Here is a 24579-nt window from a genome sequence, read left to right as displayed (position 1 = left end):
GAGGAATGAGCACGTCAATCATCTGGTACCTGCGCGAATTCCTGCGGATGGAGTGGCTCCGCACATTCCTGTTTGCAAAGACCGCTCCGCTGGTAACCCCCCCTTACTTCAAGGACTACCCGCTACCGACCGGCAACGAGTGTACGGCGTGTTACAATTGCATGATGATCTGCCCGGCACCTGGGGCGATCGAGGTCCTGCGCCACACGGATCACTGGAAACCGATGATCCACCGGGGACACTGCATCCGGTGCGGCCTCTGCGTTGAGGCCTGCCCGGAGGACGTCCTCTGGAGCGGCCGGGTGCTCGACGCCAAGCGGAACGACGCTACTGACCTGCGGTCGTGGTACCGCCTCACCGTCGACGATACGCTCTGCATGCGCTGCGGCAACTGCGCGGTCTCCTGCCCCGTCAACAAGCAGGCCGACCCGAGTCTCGCCTCGACCGGCACCGCCTCGAGCGACGAGGTGATCATGAAGATCGAGGGCGGACGGGTGCGCGTGATCCACGAAGAGAAATGCACCGGGTGCAAGACCTGCGAAAACAACTGCCCGAACAAGGCCATCCGCGTCGCCCGGATGGTCGAAGGCATCCAGGAGAGAGGCGCATGAAGGTCATGATGAACACGGGGCGGACGGTCGACCAGGGCGCGAACGTGGAGAACAAACGGTCCGTCGCCTACCGGGACGAGACCAGCACCTGTTTCATGCACTTCTTCGACATGATGGAACTCGGTATCGACGAAGGGGAGAATGTCCTTGTCGCAAGCCCGTATGGCAGGGTCGTGCTCACGGCCGCCGCCGACGACCTTATCAAACCCGGCACGATCTTCGTGCCCTACGGGCCGTATGCAAATCACATCATCGGCGGCGAGACACACTCGACGGGCATGCCCGACTTCAAATCGACGGAGGTGACGGTCGATGCGACCGATGAGCCCCGCAGGACAATATACGAGTTGATGGAGGAACTGGGAGGGCTGCCGTATGATCATTAAGGACACCGTCTGCCCCTTCTGCGGCTGCCTCTGCGACGATATCGAGGTGACGGTGGAAGACGGCAAGATCGTCGCCACCGACAATGCCTGTACGCTCGGAACCAGCAAGTTCCTCGGCGATCACCGGATGAAGAGCCCGATCCGGCGGGTCGGGAAGGAGTGGAAGGAGATCAGCTACGACGAGGCGATCGATTACACCGTCGATATGCTCCTCGACGCGGACCGCCCGCTCCTCTACGGGTGGAGCGGGACGCACGGCGAGGCGCAGTGCGTCGGGGTGCATATGGCGGAGCTCCTCAAGGGCGTCATCGATAACACGTCGTCGGTCTGCCACGGCCCGTCAATCCTGGCCATCCAGGAGGTCGGGCACCCGGGATGCACGCTCGGCCAGGTGAAGAACCGCGCCGATATCATCATCTACTGGGGGTGCAACCCCATCGACGCTCACCCGCGGCACCTCTCCCGGTATACCCGGTATGCAAACGGGTTCTTCCTGGAGAACTCCTTCCGCGACCGGAAGGTGATCGTCGTCGACGTCAGGAAGTCCCAGACAACGAACCTCGCCGACGAGTTCGTCCAGATCAAACCCGGGTGCGACTATGCAGTGCTCTCTGCCCTGCGCGCCATCGTCCGGGGCAAGGGAGACGATCTTCCCCGCACCGTCGGCGGCGTCCAGCGCGAACAGCTCTTCCGGATCGTCGACCTCTGCAAGAAGGCGAAGTTCGGTGCGGTCTACTTCGGCCTCGGGCTCACCATGACCGCGGGGAAGTACAAGAACATCCGCAACGCCATCGAGCTCGTGGACGAACTCAATCGGCATACGAAGTTCACCATCTCGGCGATGCGCGGGCACTACAACGTCTACGGCTCGAACGAGGTGAACACCTGGATGACCGGGTACCCCTTCGGCATCGACTTCTCCCGCGGCATCGCCTTCTACAACCCGGGCGAGACGACGGCGGTCGACATCCTGGCGCGGAAAGAGTGCGATGCCTGCCTGATCGTCGCCAGCGACCCTGCCGCCCACTTCCCCCGCCCCTGCATCGAACATCTCGCCGAGATCCCGGTCGTGCAGATCGACCCGTATGCGAACGCCACCACGGCCTTCTGCGACGTCCAGATCCCGGTGGGCATCACCGGCATCGACGCAGCCGGAACGGCATACCGGATGGACGGCGTCCCGATCCGGACAAAGAAGGTGCTGGAGACGGCCTATCCGAGCGACGAAGAGATTCTGGGCAGCGTCTACGCCCGGATCCAGGAGGTGCGCCAGCCATGAGCGAGATCCTGATTAAAAACGCATACGTCATCGATCCGATAAGCGGCGTCAACGGCGAGACGATGGACATCGCCATCCGCGACGGGAGGATCGTCGAGGATGTCGGTGGTGGGGCGGAGGTCATCGACGCCCGCGGAGCGCTCACGCTCCCCGGCGGCATCGACTCGCACACGCATATCTGCGGCACCAAGGTGAACTTCGGCCGGTACATGAGCCCGGAGGATATGCGGGCCGGGAGAACGGCGCGGCACGGGTACATGCACGCCACATCCGGCTACAGCGTGCCGACCACCTACGGGAACAGCTACCGCTACAGCAGGATGGGCTACACCACCCTGCTCGAGGGGGCGATGGCGCCGCTTGAGGCGCGGCATACCCATGAGGAGTTCCTCTACACCCCCCTGCAGGACACGATGGCCAACGCCCTCTTCGACGGGAACTGGTCGATCCTGGAAGCGATCAGGGACGGCGACACAAAGCGTGTCGCCGCCATCATCGGATGGTTCCTCACGGCGGTGAAGGGGTTCGCCGTCAAACTCACGAACCCCGGCGGCACCGAGGCATGGGGCTGGGGCAAAGACGTGACCTGCATCCACAACCCCGTCCCAAACTTTGAGGTCTCCCCGTCCGAGATCATCACGGCGGTCGTCAAGGCGAACGAGATGCTCCGCCTGCCCCATTCGGTCCACCTCCACTGCAACAACCTCGGCAAGCCCGGCAATTACACCTGCACGATGGGCACCCTCGGGCTCATCCCGGACTTAAACAAGAAGCGGCAGACGCTCTACGCGACACACGTCCAGTTCCACTCCTACGGCGGTTCGGGATGGAGCGACTTCTGTTCGAAGAGCGAACCGGTTGCGAACGTCGTCAACATGCGCCCCCAGATCGTCATCGATATGGGGCAGGTGATGTTCGGCAAGACCACCACGATGACCGCCGACGGGCCGATGGAGTTCAACCTCTACCGGCTCCACCACGACAAATGGAGCAACCACGACGTTGAGCTCGAGACGGGGTCAGGGATCATCCCGGTCCTCTACCGCCGCAAGAACCTGGTCAACGCGGTGATGTGGGCGATAGGCCTCGAGCTCGGCCTCCTCGTGAAAGACCCGTGGCAGTGTATCATGGCCACGGATAACCCGAACGGCGCCCCGTTCGTCCGTTACCCGGAAGTGATCGCGCTTCTGATGAGCAAGAAGTACCGGGACGAGGAGTTTGCGACGGTGCATCCCGATACGGAGAGCCGGGTGCCGCTCCCCGCGATCGAGCGGGAGATGGACTGGTACGAAATAGCGGTGATGACCCGGGCTGCGCAGGCGAAAGCCCTCGGGATCGTCGATATCGGGAAAGGACATCTGGGCGTGGGAGCCGAAGCCGATGTTGCGATCTACCCGGTACGCGCCGATGAGGTCGATCCTGCCGTCGACTACCGCAAGGTCATCGAAGCGTTCGGCAAAACCGAGTACACGATCAAGCGCGGCCGGGTCGTCTCCCGGCGCGGTGAATGCCTGGTCGACGGCAACAACACGACCATCTGGGTGAAACCGAAGATCTCTGAGGAGTACAATATGGCAAACGATCCGGACTTCATCGCGAAGTTCGACCGCTATTACACCGTCCGGATGAGCAACTACCCGGTCCAGGACGAGTACCTGAAGCGGAACCTCTGCATCGAGACGGAGGCCGAGCTATGATGCGCGTCTCCCTGGCGGTCAGGCCGCGGAAGAAACCGACGATCCCGATTGAGGCTGAGACGATCACCCCCGCGTCGTTCCTCGAAGGCGCCGAGATCCAGGTCTGGCGGGGCAACAGGGAACTGCCGCTCGACGAGGTCTTCGCAGTCACCATTGAGGGAGCCGCGGACCGTCCCGAGGATGTCGAGATCGTTCTGTCCGGGGACACATCCCGCATGAAACGAGTCGGCGAGTATATGGATGCCGGCCGGATCGTTATCGACGGTGATATCGGGATGCATTGCGGGAACTTCATGAGCGGCGGGGTTATCGAGATCGGCGGAAATGCGGACGGATGGCTCGGTCGGGAGATGCAGGGCGGCACCATCATCTGCCGCGGCAACGCCGCGGACTACTGCGCCGCCGGGTATCGCGGCGGCAGAAAGGGAATGACCGGAGGAACGGTCGAGATCTTCGGGAATGCCGGCGACTTCGCAGCGGAAAACCTTGCAGGGGGGACGGTCATCATCCACGGCAATGCAGGCGATATGGCGGGTGTGGAGCTCCACGACGGCACCCTCATCATCAAGGGAGACTGCCGGCGGCCGTGCGGCAATATGAGCGGCGGGGTATGCGTGATCTACGGCATTGCGTACGACATGCTTCCCACGTTCAGAAAGATGGGGACAGAGATCCGCGACGGGCGAGAGTTTCTGTCATTCACGGGCGATATTGCCAATCGAGGAAAAGGAAACCTTATCGTGAAGGACTGCACATATCAGGATTAATGGTCAGGCACGAGTGCGGTTTCGAAGCTCCGATCCACTGCAAGAAATGCGGAAGGCCGCTGATCTCAAACGAGCGCACCGGCCTCTCCTGTCCCCACTGCGGACGACGGGTCAGTATCATCTGCCCGGGATGCGGACGCCTCTGGTGATTACAGCCGGTTTCTCAGCCACTCCGCATACTGCATCCGTAAATGTTCGAGTTCCTGTTTTGAGAGGTCAGGCCTGCCGGTCTTTTTCAGGAAAGCCTCGAGCTGGCCGATGATCTGTTCGGCATCCTGATGATCGCTGACCTCCAGGTATTCGGGAGCCCGGGTGCCGTCGATCACCTCACCGCAGATATGGCAGAGTTTGAAGCGCTGAAAGCTGTCCAGATATGTGAACGCCTGGCAGCCCGGACATCGGGTCACGATGTACATGATCATGCCAATGTACGGCTGGAGGAATAAAAATCTTGTTGTTTTCTGCCGCTTTTGGGCTTTACGCCGTCAGCACGGAGGAGAAAAAGCCCCCTCCCGCATCCCCTTCCCCAAACGCGATTGCCCTTGCGCCATCTTGGTCGGGAGCGACCGTAGACGCCCCGACCTCTCGCCTGCACGAGGAGTTTCAGGTGTTTCTCAAGGCACTACCGGGCACTGGGAGGATCTCCAGTATCTGTTCAGCGGTCACTGATATCCCGCTGCTTCAGCCTTTCTGTCGCAGGGCCGTGGAGGATGTTGCCGTCGACGTCATACCGGGAGCCGTGGCAGGGGCAGTCCCAGGACTTCTCCGCCTCGTTCCAGGAGACGATGCACCCCATATGTGAGCAGACCGGCTCGACCGCGTAGAGCCTGCCGGCGGCGTCCCGATATACCGCCGTCTTGTGCCCGTCGATTGCAACGATCCCTCCCCGGCCGGGAGAGAGGGCGGAGACGTCCGACAGCGGCCGGGCGAGGCGTTCACCGATCAGTCCTTCCGCCACATCGATACCGTGTGCAACAAACTCCTTCGCCGAGGTCAGGGGTTTGAAGCGGGAGGGGGCAAAGACATCCGCCCAGGGGCTGGATCGCTTCTGGATCAGATCGGCGAGGATCATCCCCGCCGCCGTGCCGTTCGTCATCCCCCATTTCCCAAATCCCGTCGCCACAAAGAGATGATCGTGTCCTGGGGCGACCGGGCCGATGTAGGGTACCCGGTCAACCGAGATGTAGTCCTGGGTCGACCAGTGGTACGCGACCGACCGGACGGTATAGACCGACCGGATATAGGCGTCGAGCGCCCGATAATGCTCCCGGGTATCCCCTCCCTGCCCGGTCCGGTGCTCGGCGCCGGTCACCAGGAGGAACTCACCCCCTTCACCGGAGTGCGTGCGGAGAGAATGCGTGGGGCTCTCCGCATTGATGAACATACCATCCGGGAACGCTTCGTCGATCTGCACCCCGAGGACGTACGAACGCGAGGGGTATGTCCGTAGATAGTAGAACCCCGGTCCGTCGTGGAACGGGTAGTGGGTTGCGAGGACGACATCATCCGCCGTCACCGACCCGTTCTCGGTCGCCACCCTGCAGGGCTCCCCCTCCTTCACGTCGAGCGCACGGGTTCTCTCGAAGATATAACTCCCGCCTCCATGGATCCGTTCAGCGAGACCGAGCAGGTACTTGCGCGGGTGGAACTCGGCCTGGCCGTCGAACCGGACGGCGCCGAAGGTCTCAGTCGGCAGAGGAACGTCGTCGACAAAGGCTGCAGGCAGGCCGAGGCTCCGCGCTGCGTCGGCCTCGTCCATGACCTTCTCCCGAGATCCGTCCGATTCGGCAAACGTGTATGCGGGTCTGCGGAAAAAATCGCAGGATACGCCGTGCCGCCGTGCAAGAGCCTCAATCTTCTCGATCGCGGCCTGGTTGGCATCGGCATACATCCGTGCCCCGTCGTTCCCGAAGTGATCGATGAGGTAGCGGTAGATGAGCCGGTGCAGCGAGGTAACTTTTGCGGTCGTGTGCCCGGTCACCCCGGCGGCGACCCGGCCGGCCTCGATCACGGCGACCGACCGGCCGGCCTCCTTGAGGAGGAGAGCCGTCGTGAGCCCGGCAATACCGCCGCCGATGATCGCAACATCGACCTGCAGGTCTCCGGGCAGCGGCGGATACCCTGTCTCGGGCGTCGTCGCCATCCAGAGCGATTCATGTTTTCCGGGGATGGTCTCCCCGCTCATATGGTCAGGCATCGTCATATCCTCCTGATTTCCTTCTGTTTCAGATCGTTCACCGTCGGGCTCTCGATCACCCTGCCGAGAGCATCGTAGCGGGAACCGTGGCAGGGGCAGTCCCAGGAACGCTCGGCGTCGTTCCAGGAGACCTGGCAGGCCATATGCATGCAGGTAGGATCGAGCGAATGAATTCTGCCCTCCGTATCCCGGTAGACCGCTACTTTCTGCTCGTTATGCTGCAGTACAATTCCCGAGCCGTTCCCGAGCTGTGAAAGTGCTGCATCCAGAATATCCCCGGGTATCTCGACCGTCCCACCGGCGGCCCCGAGCCACTCACGGATCTCCTCTTTCGGCTGTGGCCGCTTTTCAAACCGCGCGGGATCGAAGACCTCACCCCAGGGGCTCGGGCTCCCGAGGAGCAGGTCCGTGAGGATCATCCCGGCCGCCGTACCGTTCGTCATCCCCCACTTGCCAAACCCCGTCGCCACGTACAGGTGCTCGTGCCCCTCCGCGAGAAGGCCGATATAGGGAATGCGGTCGGCCGGCATGGTGTCCTGCGTCGACCAGCGATACTCGACCGACCGGACGGTGTAGATCGTCCGGGCGTAGCCTTCGAGCATCCGGTAGCGTGCCTCGGTATGCCCGACCACGCCGGTGGCATGGTTGCCGCCGCCGATGAGAACGAGATCGCCACTCTGCGTCGGCTGCGAACGCAGCGAGACTACAGCCCCCTCCGCGCTGATGAACATGCCGTCCGGGAACGGCTCGTCAATGCGAAGACCGAGAATGTAGGATCTTTCCTGCCGCATCCTGGCAAAATACGAACCTGGCTTGTCGATTATCGGAAAATGCGTGGCAAGAACGACATCGCCCGCCGTCACCTCTCCCCGGTCCGTGACGACCGTGCAGGGGTTGCCCTCTTTCACATCAACCACCCGGGTCTGCTCGAAGATGGAACTCCCGTCACCGTCGATCTGCCCGGCAAGGCCGAGGAGGTACTTGCGCGGGTGAAACTCCGCCTGGTTATCAAACAGGACGGCACCCGGGGAGTTGATCGGCAGCGGCAGATCGTCGACAAACGTTGCGGGCAGCCCGAGCCGTTTCGCCGCATCGACCTCGCCGTGTATGCTGTCGAGCGACTGTTTCATCCGGGCAAACGTATACGCAGGTCTGCGGGCAAAATCGCATGTTATCCCGTACTTCCGGACAAATGCGTCGATCGTCTCGATTGCGGCCTGGTTTGCCTCTCCGTACAGCCGGGCTTTCTCCTCGCCGACGCGGTCGATGAGATGCCGGTAGATGAGACGGTGCAGCGAGGTGACTTTTGCGGTCGTGTGCCCGGTCACGCCGGCGGCGATCCGGCCCGCCTCGATCACGGCGACCGACCGGCCGGCCTCCTTGAGGAGGAGAGCCGTCGTGAGCCCGGCAATACCGCCCCCGATGATCGCAACGTCGACCTCCAGACCGCCGGGCAGCGGCGGATAGTCGGTCTCCGGGGTGGTGGCAATCCAGAGCGATTCGGCCCGGCCGGGAATTTCAGGTGTTTCTCTTCCAGGATCTGTCATTCTCACGCTTCCTCCATGCCATATGCCGGCCACCTGCAGGGGGAGAAGCACTGATAGTCGATTCGTCCGAGGCCGAGCCCGGCAGTAGCTGGTACCGCAGGGTTACGCTGTGACCGTCCTGGCGTACTCCCCCTGGGGACAGGTCGGGTACTTAACGGTTGCGCATGCCGGCCGCCCCGGCATGGAGTAACGTGCATGCATGGTACCGGGGATGTACCATGAAAAACGGTTCACGCGTACTTGACGTAACGGCTCCGAAACCTACTTTACGCCGGGGTGAGGAGAGACGAGTCGATGATCCAGGTCACCCCTATCTGGGCGGACAGCCTCGGGGCAAAATCGTTCTGCACCCTTGTGGAGACACCGGATCTTGCACTGCTGATCGATCCGGGTGCATCGATCCTGCAGCAGGGGTTCCCGGCGCCCGATGCCGTGAAGCAGGAGCGGCTCGAGGACGCCTGGAAGGCTATCCGGGCCGCCGCAGGCAGGGCGACACACGTCGCCGTAACGCACTACCACCACGATCACTACCTGCAGGAAGCAGAGATCTATGCCGGGAAAAACCTCTTCGTCAAATCCCCGAACACCTACGTCAACCGTTCGCAGTGGCACCGCGCACGGGAGTTTCTGCGATGGCATGCCGCATCGTTCGGCGGCGCCTTCAGGGAAGAGCATCCGGCAGAGCATACGTTCCCGGATCCCCTGGAGATGCTGCCGTTCACACCCACTCATATCGACGGGAACACCGCACGGCGGCGTGAGCAGTACCGCCGCAATTCCCGGCGCTGGGCAGCGCAGCCGTGGGTGCTGCCGCCGGACGAGAAGGTGGTCTTCTGCGACTGCCGTAGATTCAGCATCGGTGATACCGTTCTGCGGTTTTCTGCGCCTCTCTTTCACGGTAGCGAGTATGCGTCGACAGGGTTTGTGGTGGCACTAATGGTCGAGCATGCAGCCCGGAAGGTCCTCTATACGTCCGACCTTATGGGGCCGATTCTCGAGGACTATACCGCATGGATCATCGCTGAATCACCTGACTGCATCCTTCTCGACGGTCCGGCGACCTACCTCCTCGGGCATCTCCTGAACAGGAGGAACCTTGACCGGTGCATCGCAAACGTCCGGCAGATCGTCCGCGAGTGCCCGGAAGCGACCGTCCTGCTCGACCATCACGTCACCCGGGACACCCGTTTTCGCGAGCGGATGGAAGGCATCTACGATCGCGCCGACGTCACAACCGTCGCCGGGCATCTCGGCGAAGAGGTATTTGCCGATCGTTTCGCTCGACCGGGGAGAGATGGATAGAACACCGTATCGGCTGCGGCAGTGCCGCCGGCCGGTATGCATAAAAAGGATCGCCGACACCTTTCGTGTATCCACGCGGGAAAAGTACTGCTGAGTGTATACAACGCGGGAAGCAGACCCGGAGGCAGGAATCAATGGACTGGAACAGGCTTATCACCATCAAAGATTACGAACCGTTCGCCGGAACAGAGGCGATCCGGCGGATAGAGGAGAAGGCCCGGGCGATCCATGACCTTCACGTCATCCACATGAACTCGACGTACTCGGGCGGAGGGGTGTCGCAGATCCTCTCGTCGCTGACGCTTCTGATGAACAGTCTCGGGATCCAGACCGGGTGGCGGGTCGTGCACGGGCCGCCGGACTTCTTCAGCGTGACAAAGAAGTTTCATAACGCCCTGCAGGGGGACGAGATAAACCTGACGACGCGCAAAAAGCAGATCTATGAGCAGGTAATCTGCGAGAACGCCGCCAGAAACCATCTCGACCACGACATCGTCATCATTCACGACCCGCAGCCCCTGCCGCTGATTCAGCATTACCGGAAGAAGAGCCCCTGGATCTGGCGCTGCCACATCGACCTTTCGTCGCCGAACCGGAACGTCTGGAACTATCTGGTTCCGTTCATCGAGAAGTACGATGCCGCGATCTTCAGCTGCAGGGACTACCACCAGAACCTCAGAACACCGCAGGTCTTCTTCATGCCGGCGATAGACCCCCTCTCCATTGTAAACCGGGAGATGAGCGAGAAGGAGGTCGACGAACGCCTCGAACACTACGGCATTCCCACCGATCTCCCGCTCGTCGTGCAGATATCGCGATTCGATCGCTGGAAGGATCCGGAAGGCGTCATCAAGGCATATAAGATTGCCAGAAAGAGGGTGGACTGCACACTCGTCCTTCTCGGGGGCATGGCGACCGACGATCCGGAGGGCGCAGAGGTTTATCGATCCCTTATCAGCCATCGGGAAGAGCGGATCATTATATTAAGCCGTCAGGATGGGGCGCTGGTGAACGCCCTGCAGCGGAGGGCGGCGGTCGTCCTGCAGAAATCAATCCGCGAGGGGTTCGGCCTGACAGTATCGGAGGCAATGTGGAAGGGCACACCGGTTATCGGGGGCAACACCGGCGGGATCCGGTACCAGATCCAGGACGGCGTGAACGGATTTTTAGTTTCGTCCGCCGAGGAGGCGGCAGAACGGATCGTTGAGATACTCGAAAACCCCGAACTGCGTGAAAAGATGGGACAGGCAGCCAGAGAGACCGTCCGGCAGAAGTTCCTCCTGACGCGGTCGCTGGAGGAGTACATCGACCTGATCGGATCGTTCGAGGCAGACTTTCGGATCGCCTCGGGTGTCGGCTCCTTTCTGACCGACGGGAACCCGGGCTAAAAACTGCCCTGCCGGTGACTGCAGGACGGTCACCCTGCCCGGTCTTTTTCACGGATGAGGATCAGCGGCGACAATCCGGGAAAAGACTTATTGCTCCTACCTGCCGTGAGTGCGACCATGACCCGGTTGCATGCGTATGACACCCTTCTCCTCGCCGCCCTTCTCGCTGCGGCACTCATCGGGGCGGGGTGTACGACCCCCGAAGGGAACGGCACACCGACGATTGCGGAGACCACGGAACCGACGATGGAAGCGACAACACCGGTGCAGACACCCACGATGAACGGGACCGAGGATCTGGGCGTGAGCATGGATCTTATTGCAGAGAATAGTGCCTTTGATAAAAACACCATCACCGTTCCGGCGGGAGCGGAGGTGACGGTAAACTTCGATAACCGGGATGCCGGCATTCAGCATAATCTTGCGGTGTACGAGACCGACGCAGCACAAAGCAGTATCTTCGTCGGTGATACCATCACCGGCCCCGCCCTGACGACCTATACCTTCACCGCGCCGGAGCGGCCCGGCACCTATTTCTTCCGCTGCGACGTCCACCCGACAACGATGACGGGGGACTTCATCGTGCAGTGATGAACGGCTCCGGCTCTTTTTTCAAGCATGTCGCGGGAGTGCTCATCCTCCCTGTGTTTCGGCGCGGGATTGCCGCATCCGGGATCGCCGCCGCGATTCGACCGCGGGCGCACCGCAAGGCCGGGGAACACGAGAAGCCGACCCAATAGCGGCCGGAATACCTCTCCGGAAGACGTGGGCTTTTTTAAGATTGCAGTTCGACATTGTCATCGTGACAGACATGGATATCCAGGTACTCGGCGTCCGGGGGCTGCCCCTGATACAGAAGGGAGACGATCTGCCGCGCCTGATCTGCGAACGGGCAACCTTTGAGGACGGAGACATTCTCTGCATCGCCTCATCGGTGTATTCCAAGGCAAAGGGCTACACCCGCCGCCTCGACGAGATCGTCCCGGGCGAGCGGGCAGAGCGAATTGCAGCCGGGACACGCGAAGATCCGAGGTTTGTACAGGCGGTTCTGGACAGTTCCACCGAGATCTTGCTCGAATACCCCTTCATCCTCTCTGCGGTGCCGTGCGGCCACATCGGTGTCCGCGCAGGCGTCGATCACAGCAACATCGAGGACGACAGGATCATCTACCTGCCGCCCGACCCCATGGCGGCGGCGGCCGATATCCGGGACGGCGTCCACAGGATCAACGGAAGGGATATTGGCGTGATCATCACCGACACCTGCGGCAGGGCGTTCCGGCGCGGGCAGACCGGGATAGCGATCGGGTGGAGCGGAATGACGGCGATCAACGATTACCGGGGGGATACCGATCTCTTCGGGCACGTGCTTGAGATCACCGAAGAGGCAGTGGTCGACGAGATCGCCGCCTTCGCAAACTTCGTTATGGGAGAGAGCCATCAGGGCGTCCCGGCCGTTATCTTCAGGAACTGCGGGCGCTGGAAGGGACATGACGACATCTACTTCGCAGCAGCCGAAGACATTATCCGCTGCGCGCTGAAGGAGACTGCAAAAAGAGATTAGAAGAAGGCGTTCAGAATAAAGACTGCGACGCCGACGGCTGCCGTGGCAACGACCACCGCAACCGGACTGATATGAACCGCGCGCCGGTCTTCGCTGTCATAATAATTGACCAGACCGGCCGAGGACACCAATCTCCCGCCTGACTTTTTTGCCATATAGATGTGTTTATCCCTCTGGATATAAAAAGAATGGTAAGACCCATGCAGTCGCATTCATGCACCGTCACCGGCCTTGCGCTCCTCGGCGACGAACTCCGTCCTGAGACTGTCAGTATCACGGTGGAGAAGGGCATCATCAGATCGATAGAGCCCGCCGCCGGAGCATCGGACGTCTGGATCATCCCCGCCTTCTTCAACGCCCATACACACTGCGGCGATACGGTCGCCATGGACTGCCCCTGCACCGGCAGCCTCACCGAGCTCGTCACGCCGCCGAACGGCCTCAAACACCGGATCCTTGCAGAGACTCCACGAGACCGCCTGGTGGCGGCGATGCGTGCGAGCATCGAGACGATGCAGCGATCAGGGACGGCAGGATTTGCCGATTTTCGCGAAGGGGGCTCCGACGGTGTCGCAGCTCTCCGGGAGGCTGCAGCAGGGCTCGCGTGCCGGCCGCTCATCTTCGGACGGGACGGGGGCGAGAAGATAGGCGACGGCCTCGGGATCAGCAGTGTCCGCGACGTGAAGGATGCCGAGCGGCAGGTCGCCCGGGCACGCGCGGAAGGCAAACTCGTTGCCTTTCACGCCGGCGAGCGCGACCCCCACGATGTCAATGCCGCCCTTGCCTTCGACCCCGACCTGCTGGTGCACTGCACCCACGCGACAGAGAAACAACTCAGGGAATGCGCTGACCGCGACATTCCCATCGCCATCTGCGCCCGCTCAAACTGGATCCTGGGCGTCGCCGAAAGGCCTGCCCACCCCCCGGTGCAGCGAATGCTCGCCCTCGGGTGCCGGGTATACCTCGGAACGGACAATGTCATGTTCGTTCACCCGGATATCTTCGGAGAGATGGCATTCATCTCAAGTGTTTACCGCGTCCCACCGGAGGAGATCCTGCGTGCCGCCGTTGCGGGATCCCGGCTGAGCGGCCAGACGTATTTTCTCCAGGAGGGAAAATCTGCCAATTTTACTGTGATCAATGCGAGGGATGCCAATATCCGGTTCACCAGAGATCCCATCGCAACGGTTGTTCGGCGACTATCACCTGCCGCTGTCGAACAAAATGTTTTAACCATGAGATAGAGATTTAATACGGAACGGCCGTTTTGTGGGGATTTCATGGTTCGTAAAATACTGATTGCAGTCGACGGTTCGGAACCGGCGGGACGGGCTCTTGCAAAAGCCATCGAGGAGGCGAAAGTGTGGGGTGCCGAGCTCCATGCGCTCTACGTCGTCGAGTCGGGTCTCTTTTCGTCACTGCCGATGGACAACACGCTCGAGATTATGTACAGCCTTCTGCAGAAAGAAGGGGAAGACCTCCTGAACGAAAGCCAGGAGAAATCTACAGCGGCAGGGGTCTCTTTAAACACGCACATACGGCAGGGGCATGCCGGTTCGGAGATCATCGCCCTTGCAGAGGAACTCGCCGTCGATCTCATTCTCCTCGGCTCGCACGGGAAGAGTGAGGTCGATCGCCTGCTTCTCGGCAGTGTTACTGACTATGTCGTGAGGCACAGCAGTATCACGACGATGGTGGTGAGAGCATAAAATCCGATCAGATGCTTGTCCGGGATCATATGATCACCGACGTCGTCTGCGTTGAGATCCCGGGCAACAGAGACGATGTTCTTCGGATCCTGAAAAGGACAGGGATAAGCGGCGTACCGGTTTTAAAAGACCGGCAGCTCGTCGGCATCATCACCAGAAAGGATCTCCTGCGCAAGGCCGACGAATCGCAGCTCGGACTGTTGATGACGCCCAACCCCGTCGTCATCAGGCCGGACGCTCCGCTCTCCGAGGCTGCCCAGCTGATGGTGCGGCATAACATCCGCAGGCTCCCCGTAATCGACAACGGTGAGATGATCGGGATCATCAGCGTGGCCGATCTGATCGGCGCGATCGCGCAGCTGCGGATCGGGGATTCGATCAAGGAAGCCTACGTGAGCAAGACGTATGCGCTCTGGGAAGACACACCGTTGACACTCGTCGGGAGGATCCTCGAGGTGTCAGGGTACGACGCAATCCCCATCCTCACAGAAGATGGAACGCTCACCGGGATCATCTCGGAACGCGACCTTATCCGCCATTCCCGCATTGAAGACGCCGTCGAAGTCAGCGACTTCTCCAACGGAACGGATGACGATGAATGGACGTGGGAGAGCATCCGCGATATGCATACCATCAGCTACGGCATATCGCGGATCCAGCTCCTGCCGATACCGGTCAAGAACGCCATGGTCAAAAACGTCCTCGCCGTACCGCTCAATGCCGAGGTCAGCGAGTGCGCACTGAAGATGAAGCGGGCACGGGTCGACCAGCTGCCGGTTGTCAACGGCAACAAGCGTCTCGTTGCAATGCTCTTTGATCGCGATCTGATACGGATCCTGCTCCCCGGGCAGGATCGCCAACAAAACTTTTAAGGGACAATACTCTTATACAATGAATGTAATCTTTCATCGTGTGTTGTGACACAGGTCGACAACAAGATTTAAGTTTTATAATGTCCTTGTATACGCTGAAGCGCTTTTACCCAATTTAGAGCGTTTTAGAGTTTTTAGGGGGTATTTCATGCCTGATATTTCCGAGATGGTTTATAAGGGAACGACTACGGTAGGTCTCATCTTTGAGGACGGCGTCGTTCTGGCAACAGAGATGCGCGCGACGATGGGAAATCTCATCGCCAGCAAACGTGCCAAGAAAATTTACCAGATCGCCAGAGGAATCGGAATGACAACTGCAGGCGGGGTGGGCGATGCCCAACAGCTCGTCCGCCTCATGCAGGTTGAGTCCAGCCTGTACGAGATCCGCCGCGGCAAGTCCATGTCCGTCGGTGCGGTATCAACACTGCTTTCGAATTACCTGAACCAGAACAGATACTATCCCTACTATGTTCAGCTCCTCGTCGGCGGCTTTGATGACAAAGGCCCTGCAGTCTACTCGGTCGACGCCATGGGAGGCGCCACGAAAGAGGAGGAGATCGTAGCCACAGGGTCGGGTTCTCCGTTTGCATACGGCATTCTCGAGGACCAGTACAGACACGGCATGAGCGAGGCAGAGGCAAAAGATCTTGCAGTGCGTGCCGTGAAGACCGCCATGCGTCGTGATGCCGGCTCCGGAGAAGACATCATGGTAGTTGTAATAACGAAAGACAAATATGAAGAATCAACCGAACGCGGGCTGCAGACACCGTCTGTAGCGCGTCAGACCACCTGAATCTTTTTTGGACGATAGTGATGTTAATAGAGGACAGACTTAAAGAACTCAAGGATCAGATCAACAAGATCATACCCAGCGGGATCACGGTCTCCGAAGTTGAATTCGAAGGCCCTGAGCTCGTCATCTATACCGATGAACCCAAGCAGTTCGCCGACCAGGCGGATCTGATAAAGATCCTTGCACGTGACCTACGCAAGCGCATCGTCGTGCGCCCGAATATTCTCGAGGATCCAGAGCGTGCTGCAGGCGAAATCCGGGCGGTTGTCCCGGATAATGCAGGCATCACCGATCTCTTCTTCGACCCCGAAACAGGAGAAGTGCTGATCGAGGCGGAGAAACCCGGCGTCGTCATCGGGAAAAACGGCGCCACACTTCGCGAGATCACCAAGCAGATAGGCTGGACACCGAAGGTGGTTCGCACACCGCCGATCGAGAGCTCGACGGTAAAACAGATACGGATATTTTTGCGTTCCGTGAAAGACGACCGAAAAACCTTCCTGCGGACAATCGGAAGGCGAATCCACCGTGAAGTCACCAGCAAAGACCAGTGGCTCCGGGTGACCACGCTCGGGTGCTGTCGCGAGGTTGGAAGAGCGGCATTTCTCATCTCCACACCGGAGAGCAAGGTGCTTATCGACTGCGGGGATAAACCGGGGAGCATCAATAACGGGACACCATATATCTATGTCCCCGAGATTTATCCGCTGACCAGCGTCGATGCGGTGGTGCTCACGCACGCCCACCTCGATCACTGCGCTCTGGTACCGCTGCTCTTCAAATACGGATACGAAGGTCCGGTGTACGCGACGCCGCCGACGAGAGATCTCTCGGCGATGCTGCAGCTCGATTACATCGATGTGGTGCGAAAAGAGAGCGATAAGATCCCGTACACATCAAGCGACGTTAAGAAGTATATCGAGCATTCCATCACCTTAAACTACGGAAGCGTCACCGATATCGCCCCCGACATTAAACTCACCTTCCACAACGCCGGCCATATCCTCGGATCCGCCGTTGCTCACTTCCATGTCGGCGAGGGGCTCTACAACATCGCATTCACCGGCGACTTCAATTATCAGAAGACGCGTCTCTTCAACCCGGCGGTCTCATCCTTCCCCCGCCTCGAGGCGCTCTTCATGGAGAGCACCTACGGCGGCTCGAATGATATACAGCCGCAGCGCAAGGATGCCGAGGAGAAGCTCTACGAGACCGTGATCAACACGGTGAACCGGGGCGGCAAAGTAATCATCCCCGCATTCGCAGTCGGGCGTTCGCAGGAGACGATGCTTGCCCTCGAGGAGGGGATCCGGAAGCAGAGGATCCCGGCAGTGAAGGTCTATCTCGACGGGATGATCCGCGAGGCAACGGCGATTCACACAACCTACCCCGAGTACCTGAACAACGATCTGCGCAACCAGATCTTCCGGGAAGGCCTCAATCCGTTCCTTGCGGACTGCTTCGTCCAGGTGGACTCGCCCGACCTTCGGGAGAAGGTTATCAGCGGCGACCCCTGCGTCATCATCACCACGAGCGGTATGCTGAACGGCGGCCCGGTGATGGAATACCTCAAGGCGCTCGGGCCCGACGAGAGGAACGCTCTCGTCTTTGTCGGATACCAGGCAGACGGAACGCTCGGCCGGCGCATCCAGAAGGGATGGCGCGAGATCCCGCTCGGATGGCGCGAGACGATCGTCATCAACCTCGAGATCGCAACCATCGACGGGTTCTCGGGACACTCCGACCGCCGTCAGCTGATGAACTATATCTCCCACCTTCAGCCACGCCCCGAGAAGATCTTCACGATCCACGGCGACGAGAACAAGACGATCGACCTTGCAAGTTCGATCTACAAGCGACACCATATCGAAACGCATTCGCCCCTGAACCTTGAGACCTACCGTATGATCTGATATGCTGCAGCGGTTGTCGCTCCTTCTCGGAGTCTTCGCGGTGATGGCGCTCTCAAACGCCATCGTCCCCGTACTCCCTGCCTTTGCCGAAGGAGCGGCACTTCAGGGGGCAATCTTTTCGGCATACTTTTTCGGGGCTTTTCTTACGGTACTCCCCGCCGGCCTTGCCAGCGACCGGATCGGCCGGGTGCCGCTGATCAGGGCAGGCCTCCTGCTGACAGTCGCAAGCGGCATCGCCATCATTCTCTTCCCGTCAGGGCTGCCGATGGTCGTCGCCCGCGGGGTCGAGGGGATCGCTGCAGGGCTGTTTGTCTCGGCGGCACTCGCGTGGACGAACTCGGCAGAGGACCATGAGGCGATGAGCGGCTACTTCATGGCCGCACTGAACCTCGGGCTCGTTGTCGGGCTGCTCGGCACGGGATGGCTGGACAGCTTCGCCGCGTCCCCGCTCGCCGGGGTATTTCTCTTTACCGGCATCGCCGTCGCTCCAATCCTGATGAGCGCTCTTCTTCGCGAACAGAGCAGCAACACTGCACTGAACGCCAATCTTTCAGGCGTTATGAGAAACTACATCTGGCTCTATCTCGCCGCGGTCGTTCTCATCGGGGTCACCGGGGCGGTGTCCGCACTCTACCCCGAGTACACCGGTGAGAACGCGGCGCTGCTCAGCATCCAGATCGGACTGATGAACATCGCCACGATCGTCACCATCCTGGTCGCCTCGCGGATGCACGTCGAACCGGTCCCGACGATCCGGATATCCGCCGTCGCCATGGCCGTTGCCGTGGCGGGCTGCTACGTGACGCCCTGGGCATTTCCCATCATCGGCGCCGCCGCCGGGTTCGTGATCGTCGCTTCACTCTCGTTCCTCGCCCGGACACAGGTCAGGCAGGGTGTTGCGGTGGGGCTCTTCAACACCTCGACGTATGCCGGATTCACGCTCCTCCCGTTTCTCGGCGGGCTGGTCGCTGAGACGACGAGCTTTCTCGCGTCGTTCATCGTCCTGGCGATCATCGTCGCGAGCACGGCACTGACCATCGGCCGGTGCCGGTGCCGGTACCGCGGGTGACCCCTGCAGCACCGGGGCGGCTTTGGCATATAGTACCTCCGCACATAGTATTTCTGTATGCAGATGCTGATCGACGGGAACCGATGTGATTCGTGCAGTGGCCAAACCTTCGCGGTCAGGAATCCCGCAACCGGTACAGTGATCGATACCGTCCCCCTCGGCGGCGTGGAGGATATTGACAGAGCGGTCGAGGCAGGCACCGCGGCGTTTGAGGCCTGGTCAACCATCCCGGCACGGGAACGCGGTAGAATTCTGTTTGTCGCTGCACAGGAAGTGCGCAGACAGAACAGGAGCCTCGGAGCGCTGCTGACCGCCGAGCAGGGGAAACCCCTCCGCGAAGCGATCGACGAGATCAACGGATTTGCATACACTCTGGAGTACTACCACGGAATCGCGGCATCGAACCACGGCGAGTACGCAAATCTGCCGGGCTACGGGCATGCCCTGGTATCGAGAGTTCCACTCGGCGTCTGCGCCGCGATCATCCCCTGGAATATGCCGGCGCTCATTATGGGATGGAAGGTAGGGCCGGCGCTGGCTGCCGGGAATACCATGATTCTGAAGCCCGCCAGCACCGCTCCGCTCACCTGTCTGGCTCTCGCAGGCATCCTTGGCGAGGCAGGGCTGCCGGCGGGCGTCCTGAACATCGTCACCGGCCCGGGAGAGACGGTCGGGCGGGCGATTGCCCGGCATCCGGCGATCAGAAAGATCTCGTTCACCGGCGAGATTGCTACCGGGCGCCGGGTCATGGAGGACGCGGCACCGGCGATGAAGCGGGTGACGCTGGAACTCGGGGGGAGCGACCCGATGATCGTCTGCAGCGACGCCGATATTCCTGCGGCGGTAGAGGGCGCCGCCCGGGGACGGTTCTATAACTGCGGGCAGACCTGCACGGCGATAAAACGGCTCTATGTCGATGAGAAGATCGCGCAGGAGTTCACCGACCGCCTGACGGAGCGCATTCGATCGATGCGGATTGGCAGCGGGATGACGGAGGGCGTGGCCATGGGGCCGATGAACAACCGGGCGGTGCAGCAGCGGATAGTCGATCTTGTGGAGGCGGCACGGGAGGGGAACGAAGGCACCATCCGTACAGGAGGCAGTGTCCCGCACGGAGAGGATTTTCATGCAGGATACTTCTACGAACCGACGCTGATAACTGATGTGCCGCAGGACTCGGTGCTCCTTGCCGAGGAGGTCTTCGGCCCGGTTCTCCCCGCCGTCTCCGTGACCGACCTGGATGAGGCTCTTTCGCTGGCAAACAAAAGCCGTTTCGGGCTCGGTGCGTCTGTATGGACGAAGAACCTTGACTGCGTCGACCAGGCCTGCTCCGGGCTGAAGGCCGGCATCATCTGGGTAAACCAGCACCTGCGTATTCCGCCGGAGGTACCGTTCGGCGGCATGAAGGAGAGCGGTCTTGGGCGGGAGAACGGCTATGAGGCTCTCGAAGACTACCTGGAGAAGAAGACGGTGCTGATCAGGCCGTGAACGCCTCGCATATTCCGGGAAGCGTGTGCACGGCGGCTGCGGAGAGAGATAACGGCTGTCGGCTGCGAAAGGGGTGTTTTTGTCCAGCCGTCATGCTGCACCGGAACCACAGGTAAAGATCGATTAGTATTATATACCACAGCATCCATCCCCCGCCTGCAGGGGGGGAGTAGTATGAGATTAATCCTTTGTGTATGCGTATGCATTCTCTTTGCCTTCGGGCTCACTGCCGCTGCAACGGCGCTTCCGATGGGTGATGAGAATGCCACGGCAGACAATGCAAGCAACGTGACCATCGTCTCCGAGAATATGACGGAGAATCAGACCGGCAACATGACTGTGGCTGAGGTGATCGGAGAGGAACAGAACCTGACAATGCTTGCGACCGCACTCGACGCGGCAAACCTGACCATACCGCTTCAGACCGGAGGGCCGTATACGGTCTTTGCTCCGACTGATGAGGCATTCCAGGCGCTCGGCAACGAGACCATCGACCAGCTCTTCAGCAACCAGACAGAGCTCGAGCAGATTCTGCTGTACCACGTCGTGGAGGGCAATTACACCGCCGAGCAGCTGATGAACATGACCGGCGGCAACCAGACCGACGACGGGGATATCTTCAGCTTCCTCAGCGGGCTCTTCGGAGGCGACAACCAGACCGAGAACGCAACGGAACTGCAGACCCTGGGCGGTGAGAACCTGACGATCACACAGGAGAACGGGCAGGTGATGGTGAACAACGCTTCCGTCGTCCAGGCGGATCTGAACGCCAGCAACGGCGTCGTCCACATCATCGATCAGGTGCTGATCCCACAGAACGCGACCGTGACCGGCCAGACAAACATGACGCAGAACCAGACGGCGGGCAATGAGACCGGAATGACAGCCTGAACGAGAGGAATTCCACACTCCTGTCCGACTCCAACCCAAAAAACCTCTTTTTCCGTGAGATCCGGTTTTTGAAGGCAATGAGCGGTCTGGTCGACGCGTTCGTCTCCAGAGATATCCATCGCCGTTCCGCGGCAGCAGCATGGGTGAACCCGGGAGATGGTATCCCGTTCAAATGATGAATTATAGGAACAATTTTATAAAATGTTGTAGATTCTCTCGAACCCTGTCGGAGGGATCCTAATGAACCACACGAGACTTCTGTACCTTGGATGTATCCTTTTTCTGGCCATTCCTGTTTCTGCTATGGCCGTTTCCATCGGTGATGAGAACGCCACGCTGGTCAGTACGGAGAACTATACCATCGTGCCGGCCAACACAATGCAGCCGTACATCGTTCATCAGCATTCAGCGCTCGGCGCTCTTCACGCTGCATCCCTGGACGGTGATCCGAATTATACCGTCACCAATGTAATGCCCGCCGAAATGGGGTATCTCCTCGTCACCTCAGTCGCGGGCATTGAAAACCGGATGGAGAACGACACTCCGGTTTCATGGACATACTGGCTGAACGGAGATGAGATGCAGGCAGGACCTGCTCAGAAACGGGTAAACAGCGGAGACACCGTAACCTACTCGTACGGACCCGCGAACCACACGCTTGCAGAGGCAGCGTACACCCTGAATATTTCAGTTACTGTCGTCGATGAGAGTAACGAGACCGCGGCAGCCATGACGGTTGCAGACGTGCTCGGGCAGCAGGAGAACCTGACGACCCTGGCGGCGGCCGTCAATGCGACCGGTCTGACCGAACCGCTCAGCCAGGACGGGCCGTATACCGTCTTTGCACCGACCGACGCGGCCTTCGAGGCACTCGGCAACGAGACCGTCGACCAGCTGATGAACGAGACCGACCGGCTCACGGCAGTCCTGCAGTATCACGTCGTCGAGGGCAATTACACCTCACAGCAGCTGATGGAGATGACCCAGAACCAGACGATGAACCAGACCGCGAACATGACGCAGGAGCAGAACGTGACCACAGGGAACCAGACCACAAACCAGACAGCGAACATGACCCAGAACCAGACAGCAAACATGACCATGGAGAATGTCACCGGCACCCAGACCATGGAGAACGTGACGGCGCAGCAGCAGGCGGCGGTCATGCTGCAGACGCTGCTCGGGCAGAACCTGACGGTCAGCCAGAACCAGTCCACCGGTGACCTGATGGCCGGGAACGCCACGATCGTCATGGCGGATATCAATGCCAGCAACGGCGTCGTCCATGTCATTGATGCGGTGCTGATGCCGCCTGAAAATGTAACCGCAGCAGTTCTGACCGAACCGGGTGCAACACCAGCAGATCAATCTTCGGCGATCATATCCGAAGATTCCGGGGATCTGACGATCATTAACAGAACCGGTTAGCCTGACGGGTAAGGCAGCCTACCCTCCCAATTTTGGTAGTGCTCCAGCATATACCTGATACTTGATCTCAAAGAACCCGACCGAATTCCGCTATCCACCAACAGGCGTTCATGACAAAAAATAACCTGGGGAGAAGATATCCGTTATCGGGCTTTGGTGAATCTCTCTTCCGGCTGTCATTCTTCCCTGACGGGATTGGTGCCGAACCGGGCTTGTCCCGGGGACGACCTTTTTCCCGGGCGTCTCCCCATGCCGTGGACCGTGGTGGCTATCGCCATGGGGGTGGAGCCTCCCCCCTCCCCTGTTTTACGCAAAGATCCTCACGCCTCACCCCCCACCTCGCCCGACCTCCGGCCTCCTCCCCCCTCCCCCAGGGGCGGGGGCAGTCATGGCGATACCCAATGGAAAGCCGTGCCCCGGGGTGCAATCAATCGGGAACACCCGGGTGCGATCCCAACAAAGGTAATATCAGTTGTTTCGTAGGGCACTACCCCCGGCTTTTCCGGAACCAATGGTTGTATACTTCAGTGACCGCGGTAGATCCCGGGCCATCTGAGTGAAGTCTTCCCGAGCGCCGACAGGATCGTGAAATCTCATTCATCAAGCCTTTGATATAATAATATTTTTATAGTATGGCGTAGATTGCTCATGAGCCTCTATGGAGGGGTCTGTATGAACAAATTGGTCTTTCTGAGCATGTGCATTCTGGTCCTGCTGATCGTACCTGCCATCGTCATGGCAGCGCCGATGGGGGAAGAGAATGCCACTATGGGGAACGAAAGTAATGTGACTATGATGCCCGACAATATGACCGGGAATCAGACAGAGAACAATACACTGGTCGACGTCATTAACCAGAATCAGAACCTGACGATCCTTGCAACCGCGATCAATGCCACCAACCTGACCGAGACGCTCTCGACGGGTGGCCCGTACACCTGTTTCGCACCGAACGACGAGGCCTTCGGGGCACTCGGCAACGACACCATCGATCAGCTCCTCAATAACACAACTGTGCTTCGCCAGATTCTGCTGTATCACACTGTTCAGGGTAACTATACCTCCGAGCAGCTGTTGAACATGACCCAGAACCAGACGATGAATCAGACAACGGATCAGACCACCAACATGACCCAGAACCAGACAGAGAACATGACTCCGCAGCAGAACGTGACCCAGACGATGACCCAGGCGCAGAATGCAACAGAACTGCAGACGCTGCTCGGACAGAATCTGACGATCAGCCTCAATCAGTCCACCGGCATGCTGATGGTCAACAACGCCTCCGTCGTCCAGCCGGACATCAATGCCAGCAACGGCATCATTCACATCATCGACACGGTGCTGATCCCGGAGAACATGACCCTCAGTGCCATGACCACGGCAAATCAGACCGTGGATAACATGACTGCGGAGAACCAGTCATCATACAACGGGCCGACACTCTCAATGGACGGGGGTGTGATGACCTGGATTAACCGGGTATCCTGATCCGGGCTGCTGCCAGATTGATCTCATGACATCCACCGTCCACTCAGGGACGGTGTTCGCTTCCACTTTTTTGTGCATACACCGCACTGAACGTCTTCTACCATTTGGCGACTTCCTGCGGAGAGTATACCTTCAGTCCACATACGCGGGATTCTGCCTGAAAAGACATATCTGAAGGCCGTATCCG

Annotated in this window: 23 protein-coding genes; 19 read left to right on the top strand and 4 right to left on the bottom strand. The window is 59.9% G+C overall.

Annotation, left to right across the window (positions count from 1 at the left end; all coding sequences use genetic code 11):
- The first annotated feature begins 5 nt into the window (after window positions 1-5).
- The 5 genes from FGU65_RS00180 to FGU65_RS00160 are packed head-to-tail and all read left to right on the top strand — an operon-like array spanning window position 6 to window position 4740.
- Window positions 6-611, top strand: coding sequence for a 4Fe-4S binding protein (locus FGU65_RS00180; RefSeq protein WP_301662385.1), 606 nt, complete (start codon window positions 6-8; stop codon window positions 609-611).
- Window positions 608-997, top strand: coding sequence for a molybdopterin dinucleotide binding domain-containing protein (locus tag FGU65_RS00175; RefSeq protein ID WP_301662384.1), 390 nt, complete (start codon window positions 608-610; stop codon window positions 995-997). The genes FGU65_RS00180 and FGU65_RS00175 overlap by 4 nt, the downstream gene beginning before the upstream one ends.
- Window positions 987-2276 carry a formylmethanofuran dehydrogenase subunit B gene (locus tag FGU65_RS00170; protein WP_301662383.1) on the top strand — a complete coding sequence of 430 codons (1290 nt, stop codon included), beginning with the start codon at window positions 987-989 and terminating at the stop codon, window positions 2274-2276. Before FGU65_RS00175 ends, FGU65_RS00170 begins: the two co-directional genes overlap by 11 nt.
- A complete protein-coding gene (locus tag FGU65_RS00165) occupies window positions 2273-3973 on the top strand; it encodes a formylmethanofuran dehydrogenase subunit A (RefSeq protein WP_301662382.1) in 1701 nt (566 codons plus the stop codon). Before FGU65_RS00170 ends, FGU65_RS00165 begins: the two co-directional genes overlap by 4 nt.
- Window positions 3970-4740 carry a formylmethanofuran dehydrogenase subunit C gene (locus FGU65_RS00160; RefSeq protein WP_367652330.1) on the top strand — a complete coding sequence of 257 codons (771 nt, stop codon included), beginning with the start codon at window positions 3970-3972 and terminating at the stop codon, window positions 4738-4740. The genes FGU65_RS00165 and FGU65_RS00160 overlap by 4 nt, the downstream gene beginning before the upstream one ends.
- Before the next feature lie 149 nt (window positions 4741-4889).
- Here the strand turns inward: FGU65_RS00160 and FGU65_RS00155 are convergent, their stop codons facing one another.
- The 3 genes from FGU65_RS00155 to FGU65_RS00145 all read right to left on the bottom strand — a co-directional run bounded on the left by FGU65_RS00155 (window position 4890) and on the right by FGU65_RS00145 (window position 8484).
- Window positions 4890-5156 carry a DUF1922 domain-containing protein gene (locus FGU65_RS00155; RefSeq protein ID WP_301662380.1) on the bottom strand — a complete coding sequence of 89 codons (267 nt, stop codon included), beginning with the start codon at window positions 5154-5156 and terminating at the stop codon, window positions 4890-4892.
- A 239-nt stretch (window positions 5157-5395) separates the two neighbouring features.
- A complete protein-coding gene (locus FGU65_RS00150; RefSeq protein WP_301662379.1) occupies window positions 5396-6937 on the bottom strand; it encodes an FAD-dependent oxidoreductase in 1542 nt (513 codons plus the stop codon).
- Window positions 6938-6939: 2 nt separating this feature from the next.
- A complete protein-coding gene (locus tag FGU65_RS00145) occupies window positions 6940-8484 on the bottom strand; it encodes an FAD-dependent oxidoreductase (RefSeq protein WP_301662378.1) in 1545 nt (514 codons plus the stop codon).
- A gap of 294 nt (window positions 8485-8778) precedes the next feature.
- Here FGU65_RS00145 and FGU65_RS00140 point away from each other — a divergent pair, with 294 nt between their 5' ends.
- From FGU65_RS00140 to FGU65_RS00125, 4 genes are all read left to right on the top strand, one after another.
- Window positions 8779-9786, top strand: a complete 1008-nt coding sequence (locus tag FGU65_RS00140) for an MBL fold metallo-hydrolase (RefSeq protein WP_301662377.1) — start codon at window positions 8779-8781, stop codon at window positions 9784-9786.
- Between the two features lie 134 nt (window positions 9787-9920).
- Entirely contained in the window at window positions 9921-11174 is a 1254-nt protein-coding gene (locus FGU65_RS00135) for a glycosyltransferase (protein WP_301662376.1), read from the top strand.
- A 117-nt stretch (window positions 11175-11291) separates the two neighbouring features.
- Complete coding sequence (locus FGU65_RS00130) at window positions 11292-11765, top strand: cupredoxin domain-containing protein (protein WP_301662375.1); 474 nt, start codon at window positions 11292-11294, stop codon at window positions 11763-11765.
- A 220-nt stretch (window positions 11766-11985) separates the two neighbouring features.
- The gene (locus tag FGU65_RS00125; RefSeq protein ID WP_301662905.1) at window positions 11986-12738 is read left to right on the top strand and encodes a coenzyme F420-0:L-glutamate ligase; all 753 of its coding nucleotides are present in this window, start codon (window positions 11986-11988) and stop codon (window positions 12736-12738) included.
- Here FGU65_RS00125 and FGU65_RS00120 read toward each other — a convergent pair.
- Window positions 12735-12893: a preprotein translocase subunit Sec61beta gene (locus FGU65_RS00120; protein ID WP_301662374.1), complete on the bottom strand. Its 159-nt coding sequence runs from the start codon at window positions 12891-12893 to the stop codon at window positions 12735-12737. The two genes, FGU65_RS00125 and FGU65_RS00120, sit on opposite strands and share 4 nt — an antisense overlap.
- Window positions 12894-12926: 33 nt before the next feature.
- Between FGU65_RS00120 and FGU65_RS00115 the strand changes: the two genes are divergently transcribed.
- The 10 genes from FGU65_RS00115 to FGU65_RS00070 all read left to right on the top strand — a co-directional run bounded on the left by FGU65_RS00115 (window position 12927) and on the right by FGU65_RS00070 (window position 24392).
- Window positions 12927-13982, top strand: a complete 1056-nt coding sequence (locus tag FGU65_RS00115; protein ID WP_301662373.1) for an amidohydrolase family protein — start codon at window positions 12927-12929, stop codon at window positions 13980-13982.
- A 36-nt stretch (window positions 13983-14018) separates the two neighbouring features.
- Entirely contained in the window at window positions 14019-14447 is a 429-nt protein-coding gene (locus tag FGU65_RS00110) for a universal stress protein (RefSeq protein WP_301662372.1), read from the top strand.
- Window positions 14448-14458: 11 nt separating this feature from the next.
- Entirely contained in the window at window positions 14459-15319 is an 861-nt protein-coding gene (locus FGU65_RS00105) for a CBS domain-containing protein (RefSeq protein ID WP_301662371.1), read from the top strand.
- Window positions 15320-15467: 148 nt separating this feature from the next.
- Window positions 15468-16112: an archaeal proteasome endopeptidase complex subunit beta gene (gene psmB, locus FGU65_RS00100; protein ID WP_301662370.1), complete on the top strand. Its 645-nt coding sequence runs from the start codon at window positions 15468-15470 to the stop codon at window positions 16110-16112.
- 20 nt (window positions 16113-16132) lie between these two features.
- Entirely contained in the window at window positions 16133-18025 is a 1893-nt protein-coding gene (locus tag FGU65_RS00095) for a beta-CASP ribonuclease aCPSF1 (RefSeq protein WP_301662369.1), read from the top strand.
- A 1-nt stretch (window position 18026) separates the two neighbouring features.
- Entirely contained in the window at window positions 18027-19094 is a 1068-nt protein-coding gene (locus tag FGU65_RS00090; RefSeq protein WP_301662368.1) for an MFS transporter, read from the top strand.
- A gap of 57 nt (window positions 19095-19151) precedes the next feature.
- The gene (locus FGU65_RS00085; protein ID WP_301662367.1) at window positions 19152-20582 is read left to right on the top strand and encodes an aldehyde dehydrogenase family protein; all 1431 of its coding nucleotides are present in this window, start codon (window positions 19152-19154) and stop codon (window positions 20580-20582) included.
- Window positions 20583-20756: 174 nt separating this feature from the next.
- Window positions 20757-21473 (top strand): fasciclin domain-containing protein, encoded by a 717-nt coding sequence (locus tag FGU65_RS00080; RefSeq protein ID WP_301662366.1) that lies wholly within the window; start codon window positions 20757-20759, stop codon window positions 21471-21473.
- A gap of 303 nt (window positions 21474-21776) precedes the next feature.
- Entirely contained in the window at window positions 21777-22901 is a 1125-nt protein-coding gene (locus tag FGU65_RS00075) for a fasciclin domain-containing protein (protein WP_301662365.1), read from the top strand.
- Window positions 22902-23573: 672 nt separating this feature from the next.
- Window positions 23574-24392, top strand: coding sequence for a fasciclin domain-containing protein (locus FGU65_RS00070; protein WP_301662364.1), 819 nt, complete (start codon window positions 23574-23576; stop codon window positions 24390-24392).
- Window positions 24393-24579 lie beyond the last annotated feature (187 nt).

Source organism: Methanoculleus frigidifontis, from assembly GCF_030464345.1.
GTDB lineage: Archaea > Halobacteriota > Methanomicrobia > Methanomicrobiales > Methanoculleaceae > Methanoculleus_A > Methanoculleus_A frigidifontis.
This window is presented reverse-complemented; position numbering and strand designations above follow the sequence as displayed.